Genomic DNA, 22,071 nt, shown 5'->3' with positions numbered 1-22,071 from the left:
CCCCTCTCCTCGCCTGCTCCTCCATGCCCGCTGCTTCCGACGCGCCTTCGCAAGAGGCGCCTGACTCCCGCAAAGCACCGGACCTCCGCGGAGGCGTGCCGCACGAGGAGACTCCCCTGGAAGAGGCGACACGCAAAAAGCTCGGGCTGCAGCGCTGGGACCGGCCGGCCCTTTTCCGCGAGACCGCCGAGGCGGCCGTCGACACTGACCTCCCGTTCTGGCTCGTACTCCTGCTTTCGGGCGCGATCGCGACGCTGGGCCTACTCCTGAACCAGACGGCGGTCGTGATCGGCGCGATGCTCGTCGCACCGCTGCTCGGGCCGCTGCTCGGGCTCTCGCTCGCGCTCGCCATCGGCGACGGGCGCCTCGCGGCGCACACGTTTCTGACCATCCTTTGCGGGATGCTGGGCGTGATCGCGGTCGCGGCGGGCCTCACCCTCGTGCTGCCGTTTACCGAGGTCACCTCCGAGATCGCCGCACGCACGCGTCCGACGACGCTGGACCTCGCCATCGCCATCTTTTCCGGCCTCGCAGGCGCTATCGTCACGGTCTCGCGCGAGAGGCGGCTGTCGGCGAGCATCCCAGGCGTGGCCATCGCCGTCGCGCTGATCCCGCCGCTGGGCGTCTCCGGGTTCGGCCTGGCCACAGGCCAGTGGGCGCTCGTGAAGGGCAGCCTGCTCCTGTTTGGCGCCAACCTCGGCGGCATCGTCATCATGGGGATGCTGGCCTTTCTCGCTGTGGGCATGCACCGCGACGACGTGCGCGAGGCCGCGCGGAAGTGGCACGACATGGAAACCGAGGACACGTTCGGCGCCCGCATCGCGTCGCTGCCCGGCATGAACCGACTGGGCGTGTTGCGCTCGCCTCTGGCGCGGGTCGCGCTCGTGGGCGCGTTCGTGGCGGCCGTCGCCATCCCGCTGTCGTCGTCGCTGGAGCAGGTGCTCCGCGAGGGCCGCGTCAAGCAGGCCGTCGCGATGGCTGTCAACCGACTCGAAGCCGACGACGAGGCCTCCGTCCTCACGCGCGAGATCGAGTTCGGCGAGCGGAGCACGAGCGCCGCGCTGCGCATCGCGACCACAGCCTGGATCTCGGACGAGGAGCGCCGGACCGTCGAGGCCGAAGCCAGCGACGCCGCGGGCGAGCCCGTCGCGCTGCGCCTGGAGCAGGTCCTGGCCTCTCGCGGCGACATCCAAGCCCTCGCCGACCAGCTCCCCACCGACCCCACGCCCGCCCCGGCGCCAGAGGCCTCTGGCGCGCCGCCCTCGCTCGACGCCGTCCGCGCGCGCGTGGCCGACGTACTCGCCAGCATGGCCGTGCCGACAGCGTGGCGCTGGTCGGCGGCGAGATCGGCGTGGGCGACGGGCCGCCCGCGCTGACGGTCCTCTACGCCGCCTCGCGGCGGCTGAGCCCCGACGCCGAGCAGCTCCTGGCACGACAGGCAGCCCTCGCGCTCGGCGTGCCGCCAGAGGCCGCCCGCACGCGCTCGGTCCGCCTGGGCACCCGCGCCGTCCCTGCTGACTCCTCCAGCGCCGCCCGCTTCGCGTCGGACCTCGGAACCCTCGTGGGGCGCTATGCTTCGCTGCGCCTCGTCGTGCGCGCCGACTCCGCCTCTGGCGCCCGGCTCCGCCAGGGGCTCGTGCGCGCCGGGGCGCCAGACGCCCAGGTCTCCGTTCGGCGGGACTCCGTGCCCGCCCGAATCACCCTCCGCCTCGCCAACTGATGCCCGATGTCCCCTCTCTCGTCGAAGCGCTCGGGTGGGCTCCCTGGGCCATTATCCCGCTGTACCTCCTAGGCATCGGCACGGCCGTAGACGCCGTGATGAAGTCCCGGACGCCCCAGGGCTCCGTCGCGTGGGTCTTCGCGCTGGCCACCCTCCCCCTCGTCGCGCTGCCGATCTACTGGATCCTCGGCCGGTTCAAGTACGACGACTACATCGACGCGCTCCACGAGTTCGACGCCCGCATCGCCTCGGGGATCGAGAGCGCGCTCCAGACGGGCGTGCGGGACCTCTTAGTCCAGCCCAGCGACCTCCACGATGGCGAAGGGCTGCGCGAGAAAGGCGAGATGAGGGCCTTTGGCGAGATGGCGACGCTCCCGTTCACCTGCGGCAACGACATCTCGCTCCTCATCGACGGCAAGGCGACGTTCGACGCCATCATCCCCTCTATTGAGAGCGCGGAGACGTACGTCATGGTGCAGTTCTACATCATCCACGACGACGAGATCGGCACTCGCTTCCAGAAGGCGCTCATCGAGGCCGCCGCCAGAGGCGTCGAGGTCCGGCTCTTGTACGACGCCATCGGAAGCTGGAAGCTGCCGCGGCGGTACCTCAACGAGCTCCGCCAGGCGGGCGTCCACGTCGCGCGGTTCGCCGGTCCCCGCTCGTGGCTGAAAAAGCTGCGTCTCAACTTCCGCAACCACCGCAAGATCGTCGTCTGCGACGGGCGCACCGCCTTTGTCGGCGGCCTCAACGTGGGCGATGAGTACCTCGGCCGCGACGAGAAAATCGGCCCCTGGCGTGACACCCACCTGCAGGTGAAAGGCCCCACCGTCCAAGGCCTCCAACTCTCGTTCGCCCGCGATTGGTTCTACGCCACGCGGGAAGGGCTCGCCCACTTGGAATGGACGCCCCAAGCCGCCTCTGGCGATGACCAAACGGCGCTCGTTCTCGCCAGCGGCCCGGCCGATGAGCTGGAGACGTGTGGATTGCTCTACACGCACGCCATCGAGAGCGCCGAGAAGCGCGTCTGGATCGCGACGCCCTACTTCGTGCCCGACGGCCGCGTGCTCGGCGCACTTCAACTGGCCGCGCTCCGTGGCGTGGACGTGCGGGTGATGATGCCCCGCACGTCGGACAGCCTGTGGTTCAAGTGGGTGCCCTACGCGTACCTCCCCGAGGTGGAGCGGGCAGGCGTCAAGGTGTTCCTCCACGAGCCCGGCTTTATGCACCAGAAGGTGGCCCTCGTCGACGACGACTTCGCAGCCATCGGGACGGCGAACTTCGACAACCGCTCGTTCCGCCTCAACTTCGAGGCGACGATGGTGATGCACGACACGGCCTTCTGCGAGGAGACAGCGGAGATGCTGGAACACGACTTTTCCAACGCGACGCCTATCACGAGAGAAGATCTGGAAGGCCGTTCCTTCCTCTTCCGCTTCGCAGCCAGCGCCACGCGCCTCTTCGCGCCCGTGTTGTAGCCTCTGGCGCCAGAGGTCTTCTAGAGCCGAGAGACAGCAATCGCGAGGGCAACGCCTGCCGCATCTGCGGCGAGGTCCCGCCACGAAAACAGCGGTCGGTAGGCCCGGCGGGAGTCCATGACCTCCTTGGCCAGCCCCACACCGAACGCCAGCCCGCCCGCCAGAGGCGCGGCAAGCTTGGGCTCCATCCCAGCCCCTTCCGTTAACGCAACGTGGGCCCCCAGCGCGAGGCCGAAGGACACGCCGACGTGGTAGGCCTTGTCGCGACCCAACCAGGGATCGTGCGGCGGCCCGTCTAGCGTGTCCGAGAGGGCGAGAGGATCCGCCTCTGGCGTGCCGAACTCGTCCGGCAGGCGGTACCCAAGGTCCACAGCCAGCGTCTGCGCGCCCGCGCTCAGACTGAGCGCCAAAGGCGCCGCAGCCAGCAGGGCCATCGCCAGAGGCCTCATGTGTCCAGCGGGAGGTTCGTTGGCGTGTCCTCGCTCAGAAGAGCTCGCATGGCGAAGGCGGCACCTCCGAAAAGCACGATACCCGCAAGGGTAAGGATGAGGATGCCGCTGACCGGGGTTCGGTCAAACCTGACGGATACGTTCTGAGATGCCCCGGCGGGGGTCGCGAGTGCGACGACGCCTGCGCGATTTGGGGTCCACGTTGCGGACGTACCGGAGGCCGGCACAACCTCCTTGTAAGCAATCCCACTGTTTGGGCGGTAGGTCACGAGAAGGGAGTCCGTCGGCTCGGCGAACGTGACGGTTACGGGCTCGCCGCGGACGATGACCTCGGGTGAGGTGGTGATCTGAGCCTGGGCGCCAGAGGCGAGCGCGAGGGCGATCAGGAGGAGAAAGCAGCGCATCAGGCCTGGGTGTCGACGGCGGTGAGGGTCGGATCGCCCGCGTGGTGCGGAGGCGTGGAATGGGTGCGGCGCGTGGTCAGGTACGCCGCGAGGCCGACGGTAAAGGCGAGCCACACGATGGGCACGACGACGGGCAAGATCCCGATGGCCTCTACGCCCCACTGGAATCCGTACACGCCGCCTTCCTGCGTGATGTCCTCATACAACGTCCCGATGAGCACGAAGCCCAGGATGGCCGGGATGATGAGCTTGATCATCCAGTCGAAAAAGGCGGGCAGCTTGAACTTGCTGTGCTCGTTCACCGCAGCGCGGATCTTCTCGGCACCTAGGACCCATCCGAGGAGAAGGCATTCCAGCAGACCGACCGTGATGAGGCTGTACCGGAAGGCCCAGTGGTCCACCAGGTCGAACAGCGTAAAGCCGAGGGTGCCGTCGCCAGAAAGCGCAGGGTCCACGATGAACGGGAGCGCGAACGTGAGCGAGCCAGCTACGCCCGGTGTCATCACGAGCGCGAGGGCGCGTGCACGGCTGATGCCCAGCTTGTCGATCAGCGCGCTCGCCATGCCTTCGACGAGCGAGACCGCACTCGTCAGGCCGGCAATCACGAGCAGGAAAAAGAAGAAGACGCCGAAGCTCTTGACGAGGAGCGGAAGCTCGGAGAAGCCCGCGATCCCTTGAGGGATGACGAAGAACGAGAGCGAGAGCGTGCCGCCGGCCGGGTTGAGCGCGTACACGAAGAGGATCGCGAAGATGGCGATGCCGGCGATGTACTCGAAGCCGCAGTTGAGGAAGCTCACCAGCAGCGAGTTGTTGACGTTGTCCGCGTCTCTGGGCAGGTAGCTCGCGTAGGCGACCATTGTGCCGAGCCCGAGCGAGAGCGAGAAGAACATCTGCGCAAAGGCGCCCTGCCACACCTGGATATCGGTGATGCCGTCCAGGTTGGGCGTGAAGAGGTACGCCACGCCGTCCGTCCCGCCGGGAAGCGTGAGGCCGTGGATGACGAGCCCGATCATGAACACCCACATCAGCGGAACGAACACGCGGACGCCCTTCTCGATGGTCTCGGTCCCCTTCCAGAGAAGGATTGCCGTAAGCGCCCAGATCACCGAGACGGCCACGAGCGGCCACCACGTCGCGATCATGTTGAAGAACCACACCTGGGAGTTGACGCCCTCAGACGGTTCCAGAAACGGCTCAAAAGGGGCTGTCGCGCCCGGCTCGAACAGGCTCCCGAACGAGCCGACGAGCATGGCGAGCGCCCACCCGAGGATCGTGATGTAGTACATCGTGATCGTGAGCGCGCTCGCAAGGCTCCACCAGCCCACGAACTCCCCCTTCTTGCCCGCCAGCTTGCCCAGCGCCAGCGGGATGCTCCGCCCGGTCATGGTCCCGACGGTGAACTCCAGGATCATGATGGGAATGCCCATCACGAAGAGCGCGATGAAGTACGGCAGGTAAAACGCGCCGCCGCCATACTGGTAGGCGTTGGACGCGAAGAACACGATGTTGCCCAGCCCGATGGCCGAGCCGCTGGCCGCGAGGATGAAGCCGAGTTTCGAGTTCCAGGCGCCGCGGTTGGCGTCAGGGGTGGGGTCTGCCACGGAGAAGCGGGGGGTGAGCGGACTGTGAAGCTACCACGCGTGAGCGTTCTCGCGAGAGGTCCGTCTGGAGAGAGCGACCTCTGGCGTGATACTGATGGGTACTCGCTCGCGTCAGTCGCCCGAAAGAAAGCCCTCACCGCCAAGGACAGCGCGGACGATCTGCAAGCGACCGGGCCCGATGTCGAACGATCCCGCCGATGCCTCCGTCGCGTTCATGGCGAAAACCAGATCGCCCTCCTCGCGCTCCACCCAGCCGACGAGCCAGCCGATAGAGGGCTCGCCGTCTGGAATGCCCCACCCCGTCTTGGCCCTGAGCACCCAGCCGTCGCCAGAGGCGAGTTCGGGCAGAATCTCGCGCGTCGTGGCCTGCGCATCTGGCGAGAAGCCGAGCGTGCCGCAGCGGAGGCCATCCAGGAAGCGCACTTGCTCGTCGGCGGAGATGCGGAGCGTGCCGTTGAGCCACGCCATGTCAAGCGGCTCTCCCATCGTAGAGTTGCCATATGGCTGTCGGGCGAAGACCTCATCGTAGCCGGACTGTCCGACTTCGCGCGCGAGACGCTGGAACAACCAGACAGCGGAGAACTCCACGCCGGTGCGCAGCGAGTGATCCCGGTTCCAGGCGTCCATGCGGCGGTCAATGCCGTCCCACGCGAGCATGGAGTCCGGGTCCGTCACCACGCCCCGGTCTAGGAAAACCAGCGCGTTGAAGACTTTCGAGGTGGACGCAGGCGAGAAGCGCTCAGCCGCGCGCCCGGGGTCAAACCGCGACACCTGCCCCGTCTCCGTGTCGAGGAGCACAAACGTGCCTCTGGCGCCAGCGGCCTCGAAGTGGGCGCCCCAGTCGGCGCGGATCGTATCGGCGGGTGCCGCTTCCGCCTCGCCCATAGCCTCTGGCGGCGGGTCTGTGACCTCCGGGGACGCGTTGCAGCCGGCGGCGAGGGCGAGCAGGAGCCAGAGGCGTAGGAACATGACAGAATCGAGCGATTCGCCTCTGGCGCCAGAGGCTAGAGGTCCTCGTCCTCCTCGGGCAAGGGCGGTGGGAGAACCTCCACGCGGACCTCGCGGATGCGGTTTTCTTCCACGCCTTCGACGCGGAGGCGGAGGCGGTCGATGTCGAGTTCGTCGCCGGGCGTGGGGACTTCGCCGGTCGCGTGGAGGATGAGGCCGCCGAGCGTTTCGAAGTCGTAGCCGTCGGCGCCCAGGTCGAGTCCAATGGCGTCCGCGAGGTCATCGAGGTCCACGCGGGCGTCGGCGGCCCACACGTGGGGTCCCGCGCCGGGAAGCGGACGCACAAAGGTCTCGTCGTTGGCGTCGTCCAGCTCGTCGCGGATTTCGCCGACGACCTCTTCGAGCAGGTCTTCCAGCGTGACGAGACCCGCCGTCCCGCCGTATTCATCCACAACGACGGCCATATGCGTGCTGGTGGTCTGGAAGTCGGCCAGCATGTCGTCCAGCGGCTTGCTTGCGGGCACGAACCGCGGTTGGCGCGCGATGGTCGCCCAATCGGGCGGCTCGGCGCCAGAGGCCCCGAGGTAGGGCAGCAGGTCCTTGGCGTAGATCACGCCCAGGATCTGGTCCAGGTGCTCCCGGTAGAGAGGGAAGCGGGAGTGGCCCGTCGCCCGGATCTCATCGAGCGCCTCTTCGAGCGTGGCCGTTTCGGGGAGCGCGTGGACATCTACGCGGCTGACCATGACCTCGCGGACCGTCGTCTCCCCGAACTCGACGATGGAGTGGATCAGCGCCCGCTCGTCCTCCTCCAGGCTTCCCTGCTGCTCCCCCACGTCGGCCATGCTCTTGATGTCCTCGGAGGAAAGCGGGTCCGCCTGTCCGCGGAAGCGCGCTTGCAACAGAGAGGCCAGCGACGCCAGCAGGTCCGCAACGGGCGAGAGCACCCGAACCAGGGGCAAGAGAAAGCCGCTGACGTTGGTCGCAAACCATTCGGGCCGCCGGCTCGCGATGAGCTTCGGCGCGATCTCGCTCGTGACGAGGAGGATGAACGTCAGGGCCACTACCTGCACGATGAGCACCACGATCTCGCTCCACCCCATCGCGGTAGCGAGCGCCAGCGTCATCTGCGCCGATAGGATTGCCGCGCCCACGTTGACGAGCGTGTTGAGCAACAGGATGGCCACGAGAAGCCGCCTGGGGCGGTCCAGCAGCCGAACCACGCGGCCGCTGGCGGGGTCGCCCCGTTCGCGCATCTCTTCCACGTCCCCCGCCGCGAGCGAGAACAGCGCCACCTCGGCACCCGAGAACAGCGCGGAAAGCCCGAGGAGCACCACAAAGATCACCCCTTGGACCACGAGCCCGGTGACGCCGGGCGCGGTCTGGAGCAGCGCCAGAGGCAGCGCAACGAGAGAGGTGGCCGGGGTGCCCGGCGAAATAGAGAAGGGGTCCAATGCGGGAGGACCTGGCGACACAAACGCCTCCGCCGTTACAGCGAGGACGGGCGACAAGACGAAGATACGCGCCTACAGGTTCGCCCCCTGCGTCCGATGCCTCTGGCGCTGAGGATCCACAGACGCGCACCAACCAGAGACATTGTGGCGTTCCGGTGAAGCGACGGACGGTGTCGAGACATTGTGGCGTTCCGGTGAAGCGACGGACGGTGTCACACGTCCGCGCAGATCACCCGCCCCCCATTTTTATGTATACCCCACCCCCCCTGGCTCGCGCGTCGCTCGTCGCCGGCCTGCTCCTATTCCTCGCCGCATGCGGCAGCACCGACGCCTCCCACTCGGGCGCGAACGAGGTCTTCGGCGACGCGGCGTATGCGCCTTCAGTGGCCCAGGCGCCTCTGGCGGAGGCTCCGCCCCCGACGGACCGCGAAGCCTACGCGGCGCTGGACGAGACCGGCTTCGTCACGCCAGAGGCCGCGCCGTTCTCCACCTTCTCTATCGACGTGGACCGCGCGAGCTACGCCAACGTCCGGCGCATTCTGGGCGAGGGCCGCCTCCCTCCCGCCGACGCTGTTCGCGTCGAGGAGTTCGTCAACGCGTTCGAGTACGACCTCGTAGCGCCAGAGGCTGGCTCTCGGCACCCGTTCGCAATCGAGACCGAAATTGCGCGGGCGCCGTGGGCCCCCTCGCACCACCTGGTTCGTGTCGCGATGCAGGCGCGGCGGATGGATACAGAAGACCTCCCGCCGCTCAACTTGGTGTTTCTGCTCGATACGTCGGGCTCGATGAACTCCGCCGACAAGCTGGGACTTCTCAAGCAGGGCCTGAAGCTTCTCACCCACGCGATGCGCCCTCAGGACCGCGTGGCGATCGTGGCCTACGCCGGGTCGGCCGGACTCGTGCTGCCGTCCACGTCGGACCGCGGCGAAATCCTGGACGCGCTGGACTGGCTCCACGCCGGAGGCTCGACCGCTGGCGGCGAGGGTTTGCGCCTCGCGTACGCCACCGCCCGCGAGCGCTTCGACCCCAACGCCACCAACCGCGTCATCCTCGCGACCGACGGCGACTTCAACGTGGGCGTGTCCTCCGACGCCGAAATGCAGCGGCTCGTCGAGAGGGAACGGGCCTCTGGCGTGATGCTGAGCGTCCTCGGCTTCGGACGCGGTAACCTGCAAGACTCCAAGATGGAGGCCCTAGCCGACCACGGCAACGGCAACTACGCCTACATCGACTCCATCCGCGAGGCCGAGAAAGTGCTCGTGCGCGAGATGGGCGGCACGCTTGTCGCCCTCGCGAAAGACGTCAAGGTGCAGGTCGAGTTCAACCCCGCGCACGTGGCGGCCTACCGCCTGATCGGCTACGAGAACCGCCGTCTGCGCGACGAGGAGTTCAACGATGACACGCGCGACGCGGGAGAACTCGGTGCCGGGCATACCGTTACCGCGATTTACGAAGTGATTCCCGCAGGTCAGCCTGTGCCCAGTGGCGCGGGCGTGGACGCGCCGCGCTACCAGCAGAGCGTGCCCGCCTCTGGCGCCAGAGGCGCGGGCGAGTTGATGACCGTCAAGTTCCGGTACAAGCCCGCTACCGGGCCCGGCACGTTCTCCGACGAGAGCATTCGGTTGGACCGCGTTGTCCGAGCCGACGAGGCTCAGGACGTGCGCGTCTCCAGCGAGGCGATGCGCTGGGCCACGGCCGTGACCGAGGGCGCGATGGTGCTCCGCCAAACGGCGTACGCGCCGGGCGCGAGCTACGACCATGCGCTGGACCTCGCGCGGACCGCCCGAGGCCAGGACCCGCACGGCGACCGCGCCGAGTTCGTGCGCCTCTTGGAGACCGCCCGCGCGCTCGCCGCCACCTCGGGCCGCGAGGCGCAGGCGCGAGCCGTACCGGACTGACCGTTCAGGGTCCACTGGCCTCTGGCGGGAATCGTCTCGCCAGAGGCCTGTTTCGCCGCGTGATTTGATTGCCACAGGCGTACGGGCACGTCGCTTGGGGATCACGCGTTGGGTGCCGATACTGACGCATCGGGCCCCTCCCTCTCGCCCGCCACATGCCCGACAAGCTCCCGCCCCTCCTCATTCGCCCCGAAACGCGTCCGCACCCGCTGCGTCCGCGCGTTTCGCCGATCCCGCGAGCCGACCCGCCACCGCCGAGAGGCCTCTGGCGTCGGTTCTGGTGGCGCGTGACCGATCGCGAGCGCCCGCTGTGGCGCCGCGCACTGACGGTTCTCGGAGCGTTCGCCGCGCTCGGGACGGCGCTTGCGCTGACCGGAGCCGTCGTGCTCGTGGTATACGCGATGTCCCTTCGGGCGTCGATGCCGGACACGTACCAGTTGATGGCCGCGACGCGCGCCCAGCCGACGCTGGTGTACGCGGCCTCTGGCGAGAAGCTGACGCAGTTTGAGCCGCGCTTCCGTGAGTGGGTGCCGCTGGACTCCGTTCCGGTCCACTTCACGCACGCCCTCATCGCGACCGAGGACCGCCGCTTTTACGAGCATGGCGGCGTGGACCTGAGGCGGCTCGTGGGCGCGATGTACTACTCCGCCAGAGGCGACCGCCAAGGCGGCTCCACGATCACGCAGCAGCTCACGCGCAACCTCTTCCCCGAAGCCATCGGCAACGTTGGCATCGTGGACCGCAAGCTGAAAGAGGCCATGGCGGCGCGGCAGATTGAGAAGGCCAACACGAAGCGCGAGATCCTAGAGGCGTATGTCAACACGACGCCGTTTCTCTACAACGCGCACGGCATCGAGTTGGCCGCGCGCACCTACTTCGGCGTGCCGGCGCGCGAGCTCAGCGTGGCTCAGTCCGCCATGTTCGTCGCGATGCTTAAAGGTCCCAACCGGTACAACCCGGTCCGGTACCCGGAGCGCGCCCTGGCCCGCCGCGATCTCGTGATCTCGCTCATGGGCACCAACGGCGACCTTTCGCCAGAGGCCGTCCGCGAGGCGCAGGCCGAGCCGCTTGGTGTGGAGCTCCGCCCGCAGCCGGGTGAGCAGTCCCTCGCGCCGCACTTTACCGAGATGGTCCGCCAGCAGCTCAACGCGTGGGCGCGAGATCGTGGCTACGACGTGGAGCGCGACGGTCTGGTGATCCGTACCACGCTGGACCTCGGCATGCAGCGCCAGGCCGAGGCCGCCGTGGCCGAGCGCGTCCCGCAGGTCGCCCGGGCCGCTGGCGCGCGCTACACCGGCGCCACGCTCGACGTGCACCTCCGCCGCACGCCGCTCTACGCACGCGCCCTTGCAGGGGGCGAGTCGCCAGAGGCCGCTCTCCGCGCCGTGCGCCAGGACCGCGCCGTGGTAGACTCGGTCAGGCAGATCCTCACGCGCCTTCAGGTGGGCCTTGTCGCGATGGACCCGCAGACGGGCTACGTCAAAGCCTACGTCGGCAGCCGGGACTACCTGACCGACCCGTTTGACCACGCGGGCGTGGCGAGGCGGCAGCCGGGGAGCACGTTCAAGGCCTTCGTCTACGCCGCAGCGCTCCAGCGCGGCTACTCGCCCGAGGACCGCGTCGTGGACGAGGCGCCAGAGGTCAACATGGGCAACGGCAAAACGTGGCGCCCGACAAACGCCGGCGGCGGGGCCTCTGGCGGGTCCGTTCGCCTGGTGGACGCGCTGGCGTACTCGAAAAACACCGTTGCGGCGCAGTTGGGCTTGGAGATCGGCGCGCCGCGCCTCGCCATGCTCGCCCGCGCGATGGGTATCGAGAGCGAGATGGACATCGTGCCCTCGCTCGCACTGGGCACGAGCCCGGTGACCGTCCTTGAAATGGTCGGCGCGTACGGCACCATCGCCAACGACGGCGTGCGCCGCGCGCCCATCCTGATCCGGCGCATCGAGAGCGCCAGCGGCCGGGTGATCGAGGAGCGCGGCGGGACCGGCCGGCAGGTGCTTACCCGCCGCGACGCCCGCGTGCTGACCGGCATGATGCAGGAGGTCATCGCCCGGGGCACCGGCGCCCGCGCCCGGGAGTACGGCGCCTCTGGCGCCCTCGCGGGCAAGACCGGCACCACGCAACGCAACATGGACGGGTGGTTTATGCTCATGCACCCGCGCCTGGTGACGGGCGCCTGGGTGGGCTACAACGATCAGCGCGTGACCTTCAACCAAGGCAGTTCCGGCTATGGCGGCCGGACCGCGTTGCCCGTCGTCGCGAGCTTTTTCGCGCGCGTCCAGGACGGCCTGCCTCCGGCCGCCTTCCCGACCGCTCCGGGATTCGGCGAGGAGATGACTGCCGAGAACCCCGACAGCCTGTTCGGCCGGATCGACGATCCCACGATGGCGGAGTTCGACTGGGATGCGTACTTGGAAGGCTATGGCGAGGACCCGTCCAGCCCGCGCGAGCGCGAGGCGCCCGAGATCGAGCGGCCGGACACGCCGCGGCCGTCCGTGGACCCGCAGCCGCGCCGCATTTCGCGCACGAACGCCGTGGACGACGTGCAGCGCAACGCGCGAGAGGCCCAGGAGCGTCGCGAAAGGGCCGGCACGCGCCCCCAGGTCCCGCCGCCCGCACCGCCCACCGAGAGCAACCCGAACAACAAGGGTGGGCTCACCGCTGAAGAGATGCTCGGCGTGGACGACGGCTGACCGCCAGCGGCTTTGGCCTCTGGCGCGAGCCGGGAGTGCCAGAGGCGAGCGCGGGGAATCCGAGGCGCGCGCGGATCGCGTCCCGGATCTCCTCGGCGCGAAGGCGTACGGGAACGGTGTAGCGCGTGAGGTGCAGGGACTCTCCATCTACGAGTTGCAGGTCCACGCCATACGCCTCGTCGCCATCACTATCGGTCTCCACGCGGACCATCACCTCGCGGACCTGACTCGGCGCGATATGACGGCGGACCGGCCGCCGCCACGTCTTGTGATGCACGAGAACGATCCCGGCGCGCGTGACCGTGCACCTGTTCCACCGCCCCCACCCGACCGCGTAGCCCCCGGCGAGGTGCGAGAGCCCGATGACCGCGACGACGCCTCTGGCGACCCAGGACCCCCCCTCCATGGCACCCAGAAACGCGAAGCTGAGCGCAACCGTCCCGCTGAGCAGAAACACCCCGCCGAAAAGGCGCAGGCATCCAGTGGCGTCGGTTACGGTATCGGCTCGGCGCGTGGAAACGAGTCGGATCATCGGGCGAACCGGCAGTAGGCACCACGAGTATCGGCCGGCTACGCGAAGGCCTGAATCTGATCTCCCTGGGGGACCGTTCGGGGTCCGCGCCGTATCTCGGACCACCTAACCATTGCTTGAGCCTCTAGTGCTGAACCGTTTTCTCCTTCTCGTTTGCCTGTTCTTTGCCTCCGCTGCCGCTGCCCAAGACCTCTCCGGGAGTTGGAGGGGTCCGCTCGTCACACCTGGCGGGACCCTCACCCTCGTCCTTCACCTCACGCCAGAGGCCTCTGGCGGCTACACCGCCGCCGTTGACAGTCCGGACCAGGGTGTTCGCGGTCTGGGGGCTACGGCCACGGCCACGGGCGACACTTTGACCGTTACGGTTGGCGCCGTGGGTGCGCGCTACGTCGCCACGGCCTCTGGCGACACGATGACCGGCACCTTCTCACAAGGAGGCGGATCGTTCCCGCTAACGCTTACGCGTGGCGACGCGCCAGAGGCCGCCGTGGTGGATCCTTCTGCCACGCTCGCGCCGCTTGTCGGAGAGTGGAACGGTGTGCTGGGTGGCGCGCTGCCGCTCGTCCTCACGCTCTCGCCCGGCACCTCGCCCGACACGCTCCTCGCCACTCTGGACAGCCCCTCGCAAGAGGCCTTCGGCATTCCCACAGCCGGCGCGTGGATCGAGAGCGGGCGGCTGCAGGTCAGCATCCCTGTCATCTCCGGTGGCTACACCGCCGAGATCCGCGGCGACTCGCTCGTCGGCACGTGGGACCAGGGCTTCGCGCAGCCGCTCACGCTGACGCGGGCCTCTGGCGACCGCTCCGAGGTGCGCGCGCCGAACCGCCCGCAGACGCCCGTAGGCCCGTTCCCCTACCGCGAGGAGAGCCTGAGCGTGGTCTCCACGCCAGAGGTCACGCTTGCGGGGACGCTCACGATTCCCGAGGGAAGCGGTCCGTTCCGCGCCGTCGTGCTCGTCAGCGGCTCCGGGCCGCAGGACCGCGACGAGACGATTCTGGGGCACAAGGCCTTCGCTCTCTGGGCCGACCGCCTCGCGCGCGAGGGCGTGGCGACGTACCGCTACGATGACCGCGGCACGGCCGAAAGCACAGGCGAGTGGGATCGCGCCACGATCGCGGACTTCTCGGCCGACACCGCAGCCGCCGTTCGCGCACTGATCGCGCGAGAGGACATCGCGAGCGTGGGCGTGATGGGCCACAGCGAAGGCGGGTATGTGGCGCCGCGCGTGGCCTCGCTGGTGCCCGAGACCGAGTTCGTCGTGCTCTTGGCCGGTCCCGGCGTGCACGGGCGCGACGTGTACGTAGAGCAGCAGCGGATCATCGCCGAGTCCCAGGGCACGCCTTCGGAGGTCGCGTCGCTCTACGCCGACGTAGTCCGAACGCTTATCGAACCGTTTACGCGCGCCGACGACGCGACGCCTCTGGCGGACCGCCGCGCCCGCGGCGAGGCGGCGGCAAGGGCGCGGCTTGCCGAGGCGCCAGAGGCCACCCGCCTTGCCCTTCTACAGGGACAGGACCCAACCGCGACTTTTACGGCGCTGTTGGACTTCGTCTCCACGCCCGGAATCGGCTCGTTCCTCGCGTTCGACCCTGCCGAGGACTTGCGGGCGCTTCGCGTCCCGGCGCTCGCGGTGTTCGGCGGCAAAGACATGCAGGTCCCTCCATCCCAAAGCGCGGGGCCGATGGAGCAAGCGCTGGCCGCATCGCAGAGCCCGACGCACGCCGTTGTGACGTTTGCGGGGGTGAACCACCTCTTCCAGCCTTCGGAGACGGGCCGCGTGGAAGAGTACGGGCGTATCGAGACCACCATCGACGACGAAGTGCTCGGGTTCGTTACCCGCTGGATCTCCGGTCTGGACGCATAACCCTGGCGACAAGATCGTTCCCACGCCAGAGGCTAATTAAGCCAACCGAGAGGGCGCCGATACCGGGAGCCGCCCCACGATTCACGCCCCCTCGATGGATTCAGCACCCTTCCCCCTCGACTTCGAGAAGTTCGGCTTCTCCAACCCGACGCCGGAGTTCCTGATGGTCACCACCGGTGACGATGAAGGCCGCGCTGCCGTCGAGGGCGTCGTCGTTATCCCGGGTCTCCCCGTTTGCCGCGTGCGGATGCGGACGGATACCGAGCGCCTCTTCCGCTACGGGCCTGGACGCCGAGCCCTGATTGCCTACGTCCGCGCGGCGTTGCATGAGGACATCGCGCGCGAGTTGCCTGTCAACTGACGCGCCCTTATCGGCGCCTCCCGCCCTCAGCGGCGCCCTCGCGTGAAGCCTCGCGCCAGAGGCCTCTGGCGTTGTGAAACGCGCCCCGCTCCCGGCGCCGCGCTGTACCTTTGCAGCCCACCACCTGAGGCACAGTGGATAAGGCGCGTGACTATTGCGGAGTCGTCGGAGTGTTCAACCACCCGGACGCCGCTCGGCTCTCCTACTTCGCCCTGCACGCGTTGCAGCACCGTGGGCAGGAGTCCGCGGGGATCGTAACAAGCGTGTACGACGAGGCCAAGCGCCGGCGTGTGATGCCGGTGCACAAGGACTTCGGACTCGTCCTGGACGTGTTCGACGACAAAAGCCTGTTCGAGGACACGCTCGTTGGCGACTCCGCCATCGGGCACACGCGGTACTCCACGTCGGGGAGTTCGACGAACCCTGCCAACGTGCAGCCCTTTGTGACGCACTTTCAGGAGGGCCACCTCGCGCTGGCGCACAACGGAAACCTGAGCAACGCCCGCGCGCTCCGCGAGGCGCTCACCGCCAGAGGCACGCTCTACACCTCGTCCTCGGACTCGGAGTTGATCCTCCACCTCGCGGCGCAGAGCGAGGAAAGCGGCGTCGTGCCACGCATCATCGACGCCCTGCACCAGTGCGAGGGCGCCTTCTCGCTCGTCATCCTGACCGACGAGACGCTGATCGCTGTGCGCGACCCCAACGGCTTCCGGCCTCTGGCGCTTGGCCGGCTCCCGGCTGCACCGGGCCGCGAGCACCCGGGCTGGATCGTGGCGAGCGAGACCTGCGCGTTCGACATCGTCGGCGCGGAGTACGTGCGGGACATCGAGCCCGGCGAGATCCTCGTCATCGATCGGCCGGGCGTGGAGCGCGTGGGCGAAGGCAAGACGCCAGAGGCCGTCGCGGGGTTTGGCGGCGTGTGCATGCCGCGGCGTCACGGCGTGAGCCAGTGCGTGTTCGAGTACGTGTACTTCTCGCGTCCGGACTCGCTCGTTTTCGGCGCCATGGTGGACAAGGTGAGGCGCCGGCTGGGCAAGCGGCTGGCGCACGACGCCCCGGTCCCGCTCGTCAAAAAAGGCGAGGGCAAGCGGCCTCTCGTGATGGCCGTTCCGGACTCCTCCAACACGGCGGCGATCGGCTACGTCTCGGAGTCCAACAAGATGGGACGCCGGTGCAAGCTGGACATCGGCCTGATCCGCAATCACTACGTCGGGCGCACCTTTATCGCGCCGGGCCAGAGCAGCCGCGAGCAGAAGGTCCGGACCAAGTTCAACACCGTCCGCGGCGTGCTGAAAGACCGCATCGTCGTCATGGTGGACGATTCGGTCGTGCGTGGGACGACGGCGCGGCAGCTCGTCAAAATGGTCCGGGAGGCGGGCGCGAAGGAGGTCCACTTTCGGGTGTCCAGCCCGCCGGTCGCCAACCCGTGCTTTTACGGGATGGACTTCCCGAGCCGGGAGGAGTTGGCTGTCAACGCGCACGGCTCAGTCGAGGAGATCGCGGAGTGGCTCGGCGTGGATTCGCTGGGCTACCTCACCGTGGACGGCATGATGGATGCTGTGGAAACCGCGCACGAGAGCCGAGACCGCTACTGCCACGCCTGCTTCTCTGGCGAATACCCCGTCCCCGTGGAAACGGGCGTTGTCAAAGAAGAGAACGATTGGTAGCGCCAGAGGCCTCTGGCGTGGCGTTCACACCCCCGCTCCCGCTCGGTTTCCTCTCCCCTCGCCCTCTCCATGCGCGCCCTCTTCCTCTGCCTCCCCCTCCTGTTCCTCGCCGCGTGCGACTCAACGACGGAGGCGCCTGAACTCGATCGGACCGCGCTCCAGATTCGCATCAACAACCCCGGCGTGGATCGCCTTGAGCAGCGCTTTACTCGCAGCGAAACAGTTGCAACGGTCGGCGTTTTCCCCGAGGCTTGTGGCGGCGCCACGGTCTTGACCTTCGTGGGGCGGAATGCGGAGGGACAGGCGCTGCGTCTGGAAGCGACGGTGGACACGGACGGCGCGCTCGAAGTGCCGTTCACGACCGACATCGCCAGCGAGGATCTCGAAAGCGAGGTGACCTTTACCGGCCCGCTTCCAGGGACGACCGAGACGGCCAACGGCTTCCGCTTCAACGTGTCCCGCGGCGTGCTCTCGCTGATTGAGTCGACGTCCAGCCGGTCCTTTGGCGCGATCCAAGTGTCCGGCGGGGCCAACGGGTTCGACATGGACGCCACGGCGGCATTCGACGTGGTCCCTACAGCCCTCTCCTGCGACAACGCATAGACGCGCCTGCAAGGGACGCGCTACGGGAGAGGTCTCGGAATCACCGGCGTACGCCTCGCGAACAGGGCGAGGCGCCTAGAGCCTCTGGCGACGGGATCGCGCGCCGTCTAGCTGCCGTCCTTGTGCGGCACGGCGGACTCGCCCTCCAGAGGGTCGTCCGCAGGCAACAGCACGCTTAGCACGTCCGAGGTCGTCTCGCAGATCAGCGATGCGCCAGAGGCCCTGAGTTCGGCTTCCGTGCCGAAGCCGCAGAGAACGCCGATCGCCTGCGCGCCGGCGGCGGTCGCAGCCTCCATGTCGACCGTCGTGTCCCCGATGACGAGTACGTCCTCTGGCGGGACGACCATCGCCTCGGCCGCGTACAGGATCGGGTCTGGGTATGGCTTCATGCGCGGCGTGGTTTGGGCAGTTACGACGGCCCGAAACAGGCGGCGCACCTCGTAGTGCTCCAGAAAGAAGTCCACGCGCTCCTGATGGCCGGTAGAGACCGTGCACATTGGGTAGTGCGTCGCCAGGGTGTGGAGCATCTCCTTCACGCCCGGCACCATGCTGTGCGGGACGTGGTCGGCAGCCTCCGCGTTGCGGCTCGTGCTCGCGCTCTCCCTCTGGCGGCGGATGTCCCGCAGTCGGCTTTTTGCGTCCGCGACGGCGCCCTTGATCCGCGAGAACTCGTCGTCCAAGCCCAGTTTGTCTAGCAGTCCATACGCCGTGTTGACCGGCGTCTCGGCGCTCATGACGACGCGGCGCGCGAGTTGTTCCGCCCGGCGGCCGGAGACGCCCGGGACCGCGTCCAACGCCTGAGCAAGCTGCTGCACGAGGTGATCGTCGGTATCGGCAAGCGTGCCGTCGACGTCGAACACGAGGGCGCGGACGCGCGTGAGATCCAGGGCCATGGAGAGAGGTGCGGTACGAGAAACGGGCCGTGGTGTAGATCCACGGCCCGTTCGGGTTCCGCTACGCCAGAGGCTTGTGAGGCCTCTGGCGCGCGACGTCTAACAGGGCCCGGCCTCTCGCGCGAGAGGCCGGAGAGGGACGGCGCCAGAGGCTACTGCGTGCGCTCGGGGATGCGTCCGTCGTCGCCCGAGATGATCACCTCGACGCGCCGGTTGAGCTGACGCCCAGCCGGGTTGTCGTTGGTGGCCCGGGGGAACGCTTCGCCGTACCCACGCGTGGCGACGCGGTTGGCAGCGATGCCGCGCTCCACGAGCGCCCGCTGGACCGCGTCGGCGCGGCGCTGCGAGAGCGCGAGGTTCGTGTCGTCGCTGCCGGAGCTGTCCGTGAAGCCTTCGATCAGGACGCGGCGCTGCGGGTACTCGTTGAGAAACTGCACGAGCTGTTCGACGGCGCGGTAGCTGCCGGGCTTGAGCTCGGCTTTGCCCACGTCGAAGAGCACGTCACCGAGTGTGAGCACGAGGCCGCGCTCGGTCTGGGCGGCTTCAAGCTCGGAGATCCGCGAGGCGAGCTCCTGAGCCCGCGCGAGAGCCGCGGCAGCCTCCTGGCGTGCGCGCTCGGCATCGCGCTGCGCGGCTTCGGCGGCGGCGCGCTCCTCAGCAGCCCTGCGATTTGCGTCCTCGGCAGCAGAACGCTGCTCGGCCGCTTGGCGCTGCGCCTCCTCGGCACGGCGGCGCTCGGCTTCGGCGGCGGCGCGTTCCGTGGCTGCCTCCCGCTGCGCGGCCTCGGCACGCCGACGTGCCGCGTCGGCCTCAGCGGTGCGGACCTCCAGCTGCACCGTACGGCGCTCAGCCTCGGCGGCAGCGATCTCCGCTTCGGCAGCCACGCGCTCGGTTTGGAGAACGGCCGTTTTTACGAGTTGGCTCGCGAGAAAGGCGTGGTGGTCCACAAGCGCGGGCTCCTCTTTGTCGAGCCGGAGCGCTTCGGCGGTGGAGATCTGCGCTTCGGCCTCGTCGAGGTAATCCGCAGCGGCGGCGGTCACGGCCGGCTGCGCGGCGGCGGCGGCGTACATGTCCCGCGCCTCATCGAGCGCAGGGTTGGCGGGCGGCGGCCCGGAGCAGGCCGCAAGCGCCAGCGCCAGAGCCAGTAGGGAGAGTCGAGTCATGTGTGGGGTGGGCTACTCGGCCTGGAGGCGGCGGATTTCTTCGCGGAGGAGTTGGATCGTGGCTCGGAGCTCAGTCGCAGCGGCCTTTGCCTTGGTGGTCTGAGCCGAGACCTCGGCGAGTTCGGCGGTCACGTCGGCCTCTCGCGCGAGGCGCAGGGACAGCTCGGTGTTGCCGGCTGTCAGGGCGGACTCAGCGCGATCCAACCGGGTCCGTGCCACGTCCAGAGGGTCCTTGGCGAACTGGTCGGCGCCGTTGCGCTCAGCATCTCGGACGGACTCGCGCGCGGTACGCAGCCCGGCTTCGGCGTCTTGGGTGCGGACGGTTGCGCGGTCGGAGCCGCCGCAACCGGAGAGAAGCACGGCGATCCCGAGGACGGCCGCGCGACGGAGGAAGGGCATAGAGGTGGAGAGCGAGTGGGCCGCCAAGCTACGGGCGCGCTCTCGCGATGGGAAACGGCGGCATCTAGCGCCGATCTACGACGGTTCAGCCGAGCCTCTGGCGCCAGAGGGTCCTGATGATTCCTCCTTCCGCTAGGCTACCGCCAGAGGCCTCTGGCGAGGTCGTTGCGGCAACGTGGGAGGACTTCTTACACGGTCCTCAACGCACCAGTCGCGAGCTGCAGGCGTGTCGAGCAATCGCCTGTGCCTCTGGCGTCGAGTCCTCGTGTGGCGCCAGAGGCGCACGGTCTAGCAGAAACCCAGACGGGAGGCATAGCCAACCGGTGCGGCACCAGTGCAAAGGCCCCGACTTGATGAAGACTGACAATATCCGTGTCACAGGGCATGCCGTCTTGCCCTTATAGACCGCTTTAGGTACCTTCTGGGCACGGTTCCCACCACAAGGGATTTTTCACACTCGACCTCGGGCCCACCACCCGCGAGATCATGCATCGTCTCATTCCCGTTATGGCGGCCGCTGCGGCCCTCGTTGGCCTCGGCGTTTTCGCAGTCTTTCAGATCTAAGTCAGAGTGAGGGCCTGCCCTCTTCTCAAGCTTGCTTCGCGCGGCCTGTCGGACTCCCGGCAGGCCGCGCGATGTGTTTGGTACCTTTGGCGAAGAGCCCGGGGCCAGAGGCTAGCCGTCGGACGCCTCATCGGCGAGCGCTTCGAATACCTCCTCGTGGTTCGTAAACCGCTTCGTAAGAAGGTCCAAGCCCGTTTTGACGCCGATGCCGACGGCGGTCTTCATCGCCACGTCGAAGGCTTGCTTTTTCGCGCCCGGCTGGCCGGCCAACGTGGTCTCGTCCTCGCGCGGGACGAACACGACGGGCCTCTTGCGGACCTCGGCCTGGAGCGCCTCGTCCGCGCTCGCGCCTCTGGCGACGCGAAGCGCCGCCGCGTCCAACAGGGCCGCGACGTGATACTGCACCACGTCCGTGCGCTCGTCGCGGCTCGGCAGGCGTTTGGAGCGACGGCGGAGCCCCCATAGGAGACCCAACGTAGCGCCAGAGGCGATCGCGAGGGCGAGCGCCGCCAGGGGCCTCTCGCGGAAGCGGTCGCTGAGCGGGCGCCCATCGATGTTCACGTCGTCCGCCACGTGGGCGACCTCGTGTTTGATGGCCTGGATGCGGAACTTCATGTCCCGCTGCGTGGCGTTCAGCCGCGCTCGGATGTCCTCGGCGCTGAGCGAGGAGAGGTCCACACCGTCGCCGAGTTCGACGTGCGCCGAAGGCAGCGGCAGGAGTTCTTCGGAGGTGGGGATTGCGGGTCCGGGGCTTGGACCGGACGTGTTCTGGAGATCTGCCATTAGACGACGGACTGACGAGCCTTGAGGCGCTCGGTGTCCTGTACCTGTTCGCGAGTGATGTTGCGCTCGTCCTGCTGCTTGCGCTTGGCTTCAACCACCTTTGCCTGCGCCTCTTTCACCTTCCGCATTCCCATCCATGCCAGTACACCCGCAACCGCGAGGAGCACAAGGGTCGTGATGAGGAAGCCGAGCCAAACGCTGTCGAGAAGGGCGCCGATTCCAAACGCAATTGTGAGGAGCACGAACAGAGCCCCGACAAGCGCGAGCACGACCGCGGGCACGAAGAACTTCGCGGCGTCGGCGTAATGCTGAAGCCGCTCGACGATGCCGATCACGCCTTCGACCTTGCGCTGCACGAGGGCGATCCGGAGCTCTACGTACTCGCGCAGGTCTGCCGAAAGCGCCGCAACGTGGTCGCCGATGCGCTCAATCTTGGTCTGGTGCGGTGCGAGTTGGTGCGACTCCGGGACGGGCGTAGCCGCAGGATCCAGGACGGGCGGAATCGTGCGGCGGGCGGGGAGGTTGCGGCCGCGAGGCGGAGCGGTCGGCATTAGCGGTGAGGGGAGCGTGCAGAGAGGGGACGGACACCAACGGCGC

20 protein-coding genes are annotated in these 22,071 nt (G+C 68.2%); 9 read left to right on the top strand and 11 right to left on the bottom strand.

The features are described 5' to 3' along the window. Nucleotides 1-23: 23 nt before the first annotated feature. The 3 genes from BSZ36_RS06710 to cls are packed head-to-tail and all read left to right on the top strand — an operon-like array spanning nt 24 to nt 3,198. A complete protein-coding gene (locus tag BSZ36_RS06710) occupies nt 24-1,376 on the top strand; it encodes a TIGR00341 family protein (protein ID WP_179271059.1) in 1,353 nt (450 codons plus the stop codon). Beyond that, nucleotides 1,325-1,720 carry a hypothetical protein gene (locus BSZ36_RS06705; protein WP_094547200.1) on the top strand — a complete coding sequence of 132 codons (396 nt, stop codon included), beginning with the start codon at nt 1,325-1,327 and terminating at the stop codon, nt 1,718-1,720. Before BSZ36_RS06710 ends, BSZ36_RS06705 begins: the two co-directional genes overlap by 52 nt. Then, entirely contained in the window at nt 1,720-3,198 is a 1,479-nt protein-coding gene (cls, locus tag BSZ36_RS06700; protein ID WP_094547198.1) for a cardiolipin synthase, read from the top strand. Before BSZ36_RS06705 ends, cls begins: the two co-directional genes overlap by 1 nt. A 20-nt stretch (nt 3,199-3,218) precedes the next feature. Here the strand turns inward: cls and BSZ36_RS06695 are convergent, their stop codons facing one another. The 5 genes from BSZ36_RS06695 to BSZ36_RS06675 form a co-directional block, all read right to left on the bottom strand. Continuing rightward, nucleotides 3,219-3,632, bottom strand: coding sequence for a YfiM family lipoprotein (locus tag BSZ36_RS06695; RefSeq protein ID WP_094547196.1), 414 nt, complete (start codon nt 3,630-3,632; stop codon nt 3,219-3,221). An 11-nt stretch (nt 3,633-3,643) separates the two neighbouring features. Beyond that, entirely contained in the window at nt 3,644-4,051 is a 408-nt protein-coding gene (locus tag BSZ36_RS06690) for a hypothetical protein (protein WP_094547194.1), read from the bottom strand. Beyond that, entirely contained in the window at nt 4,051-5,652 is a 1,602-nt protein-coding gene (locus BSZ36_RS06685; RefSeq protein ID WP_094547192.1) for a sodium-dependent transporter, read from the bottom strand. The genes BSZ36_RS06690 and BSZ36_RS06685 overlap by 1 nt, the downstream gene beginning before the upstream one ends. A 111-nt stretch (nt 5,653-5,763) precedes the next feature. Continuing rightward, nucleotides 5,764-6,621, bottom strand: a complete 858-nt coding sequence (locus BSZ36_RS06680; RefSeq protein WP_094547190.1) for a penicillin-binding transpeptidase domain-containing protein — start codon at nt 6,619-6,621, stop codon at nt 5,764-5,766. Nucleotides 6,622-6,656: 35 nt separating this feature from the next. Continuing rightward, nucleotides 6,657-8,108, bottom strand: a complete 1,452-nt coding sequence (locus BSZ36_RS06675; protein WP_218827593.1) for a hemolysin family protein — start codon at nt 8,106-8,108, stop codon at nt 6,657-6,659. Between the two features lie 191 nt (nt 8,109-8,299). On the opposite strand from BSZ36_RS06675, the gene BSZ36_RS06670 reads away from it, so the two are divergent. Together BSZ36_RS06670 and BSZ36_RS06665 are read left to right on the top strand one after the other, a co-directional pair. Continuing rightward, nucleotides 8,300-9,949: a vWA domain-containing protein gene (locus BSZ36_RS06670; protein WP_094547188.1), complete on the top strand. Its 1,650-nt coding sequence runs from the start codon at nt 8,300-8,302 to the stop codon at nt 9,947-9,949. 155 nt (nt 9,950-10,104) lie between these two features. After that, the gene (locus BSZ36_RS06665) at nt 10,105-12,645 is read left to right on the top strand and encodes a transglycosylase domain-containing protein (protein WP_094547186.1); all 2,541 of its coding nucleotides are present in this window, start codon (nt 10,105-10,107) and stop codon (nt 12,643-12,645) included. On the opposite strand, the gene BSZ36_RS06660 is transcribed toward BSZ36_RS06665, so the two are convergent. Next, the gene (locus BSZ36_RS06660; RefSeq protein ID WP_094547184.1) at nt 12,608-13,177 is read right to left on the bottom strand and encodes a hypothetical protein; all 570 of its coding nucleotides are present in this window, start codon (nt 13,175-13,177) and stop codon (nt 12,608-12,610) included. The two genes, BSZ36_RS06665 and BSZ36_RS06660, sit on opposite strands and share 38 nt — an antisense overlap. Before the next feature lie 127 nt (nt 13,178-13,304). Between BSZ36_RS06660 and BSZ36_RS06655 the strand changes: the two genes are divergently transcribed. From BSZ36_RS06655 to BSZ36_RS06640, 4 genes are all read left to right on the top strand, one after another. Further along, complete coding sequence (locus BSZ36_RS06655) at nt 13,305-15,041, top strand: alpha/beta hydrolase family protein (RefSeq protein WP_094547182.1); 1,737 nt, start codon at nt 13,305-13,307, stop codon at nt 15,039-15,041. Nucleotides 15,042-15,135: 94 nt separating this feature from the next. After that, on the top strand, nt 15,136-15,402 hold the full coding sequence (locus tag BSZ36_RS06650; RefSeq protein WP_094547180.1) for a hypothetical protein: 267 nt from the start codon (nt 15,136-15,138) through the stop codon (nt 15,400-15,402). Nucleotides 15,403-15,536: 134 nt separating this feature from the next. Next, complete coding sequence (purF, locus tag BSZ36_RS06645) at nt 15,537-17,069, top strand: amidophosphoribosyltransferase (RefSeq protein ID WP_094547178.1); 1,533 nt, start codon at nt 15,537-15,539, stop codon at nt 17,067-17,069. A 69-nt stretch (nt 17,070-17,138) separates the two neighbouring features. Further along, a complete protein-coding gene (locus BSZ36_RS06640; protein ID WP_094547176.1) occupies nt 17,139-17,672 on the top strand; it encodes a hypothetical protein in 534 nt (177 codons plus the stop codon). 107 nt (nt 17,673-17,779) lie between these two features. Here the strand turns inward: BSZ36_RS06640 and BSZ36_RS06635 are convergent, their stop codons facing one another. From BSZ36_RS06635 to BSZ36_RS06615, 5 genes are all read right to left on the bottom strand, one after another. Continuing rightward, a complete protein-coding gene (locus BSZ36_RS06635; RefSeq protein ID WP_094547174.1) occupies nt 17,780-18,565 on the bottom strand; it encodes an HAD family hydrolase in 786 nt (261 codons plus the stop codon). Nucleotides 18,566-18,717: 152 nt separating this feature from the next. After that, a complete protein-coding gene (locus BSZ36_RS06630) occupies nt 18,718-19,728 on the bottom strand; it encodes an OmpA family protein (RefSeq protein ID WP_094547172.1) in 1,011 nt (336 codons plus the stop codon). Between the two features lie 12 nt (nt 19,729-19,740). Next, the gene (locus tag BSZ36_RS06625; protein ID WP_094547170.1) at nt 19,741-20,127 is read right to left on the bottom strand and encodes a DUF4398 domain-containing protein; all 387 of its coding nucleotides are present in this window, start codon (nt 20,125-20,127) and stop codon (nt 19,741-19,743) included. Nucleotides 20,128-20,802: 675 nt separating this feature from the next. Then, a complete protein-coding gene (locus BSZ36_RS06620) occupies nt 20,803-21,474 on the bottom strand; it encodes a hypothetical protein (RefSeq protein WP_094547168.1) in 672 nt (223 codons plus the stop codon). Then, on the bottom strand, nt 21,474-22,025 hold the full coding sequence (locus BSZ36_RS06615) for a phage holin family protein (RefSeq protein WP_094547166.1): 552 nt from the start codon (nt 22,023-22,025) through the stop codon (nt 21,474-21,476). Before BSZ36_RS06615 ends, BSZ36_RS06620 begins: the two co-directional genes overlap by 1 nt. Between the last annotated feature and the right edge of the window lie 46 nt (nt 22,026-22,071).

Source organism: Rubricoccus marinus (assembly GCF_002257665.1).
In the GTDB taxonomy this organism is placed as follows: Bacteria; Bacteroidota; Rhodothermia; order Rhodothermales; family Rubricoccaceae; genus Rubricoccus; species Rubricoccus marinus.
This window is presented reverse-complemented; position numbering and strand designations above follow the sequence as displayed.

Coding starts and splice junctions, on each gene's coding strand:
- BSZ36_RS06620 (WP_094547168.1), bottom strand. CDS start 21,474: ATGGCAGATCTCCAGAACACGTCCGGTCCAAGCCCCGGACCCGCAATC.
- BSZ36_RS06635 (WP_094547174.1), bottom strand. CDS start 18,565: ATGGCCCTGGATCTCACGCGCGTCCGCGCCCTCGTGTTCGACGTCGAC.
- BSZ36_RS06690 (WP_094547194.1), bottom strand. CDS start 4,051: ATGCGCTGCTTTCTCCTCCTGATCGCCCTCGCGCTCGCCTCTGGCGCC.
- BSZ36_RS06640 (WP_094547176.1), top strand. CDS start 17,139: ATGCGCGCCCTCTTCCTCTGCCTCCCCCTCCTGTTCCTCGCCGCGTGC.
- BSZ36_RS06625 (WP_094547170.1), bottom strand. CDS start 20,127: ATGCCCTTCCTCCGTCGCGCGGCCGTCCTCGGGATCGCCGTGCTTCTC.
- BSZ36_RS06630 (WP_094547172.1), bottom strand. CDS start 19,728: ATGACTCGACTCTCCCTACTGGCTCTGGCGCTGGCGCTTGCGGCCTGC.
- cls (WP_094547198.1), top strand. CDS start 1,720: ATGCCCGATGTCCCCTCTCTCGTCGAAGCGCTCGGGTGGGCTCCCTGG.
- BSZ36_RS06670 (WP_094547188.1), top strand. CDS start 8,300: ATGTATACCCCACCCCCCCTGGCTCGCGCGTCGCTCGTCGCCGGCCTG.
- BSZ36_RS06615 (WP_094547166.1), bottom strand. CDS start 22,025: ATGCCGACCGCTCCGCCTCGCGGCCGCAACCTCCCCGCCCGCCGCACG.
- BSZ36_RS06695 (WP_094547196.1), bottom strand. CDS start 3,632: ATGGCCCTGCTGGCTGCGGCGCCTTTGGCGCTCAGTCTGAGCGCGGGC.
- BSZ36_RS06665 (WP_094547186.1), top strand. CDS start 10,105: ATGCCCGACAAGCTCCCGCCCCTCCTCATTCGCCCCGAAACGCGTCCG.
- BSZ36_RS06660 (WP_094547184.1), bottom strand. CDS start 13,177: ATGATCCGACTCGTTTCCACGCGCCGAGCCGATACCGTAACCGACGCC.
- BSZ36_RS06710 (WP_179271059.1), top strand. CDS start 24: ATGCCCGCTGCTTCCGACGCGCCTTCGCAAGAGGCGCCTGACTCCCGC.
- BSZ36_RS06680 (WP_094547190.1), bottom strand. CDS start 6,621: ATGTTCCTACGCCTCTGGCTCCTGCTCGCCCTCGCCGCCGGCTGCAAC.
- BSZ36_RS06650 (WP_094547180.1), top strand. CDS start 15,136: ATGGATTCAGCACCCTTCCCCCTCGACTTCGAGAAGTTCGGCTTCTCC.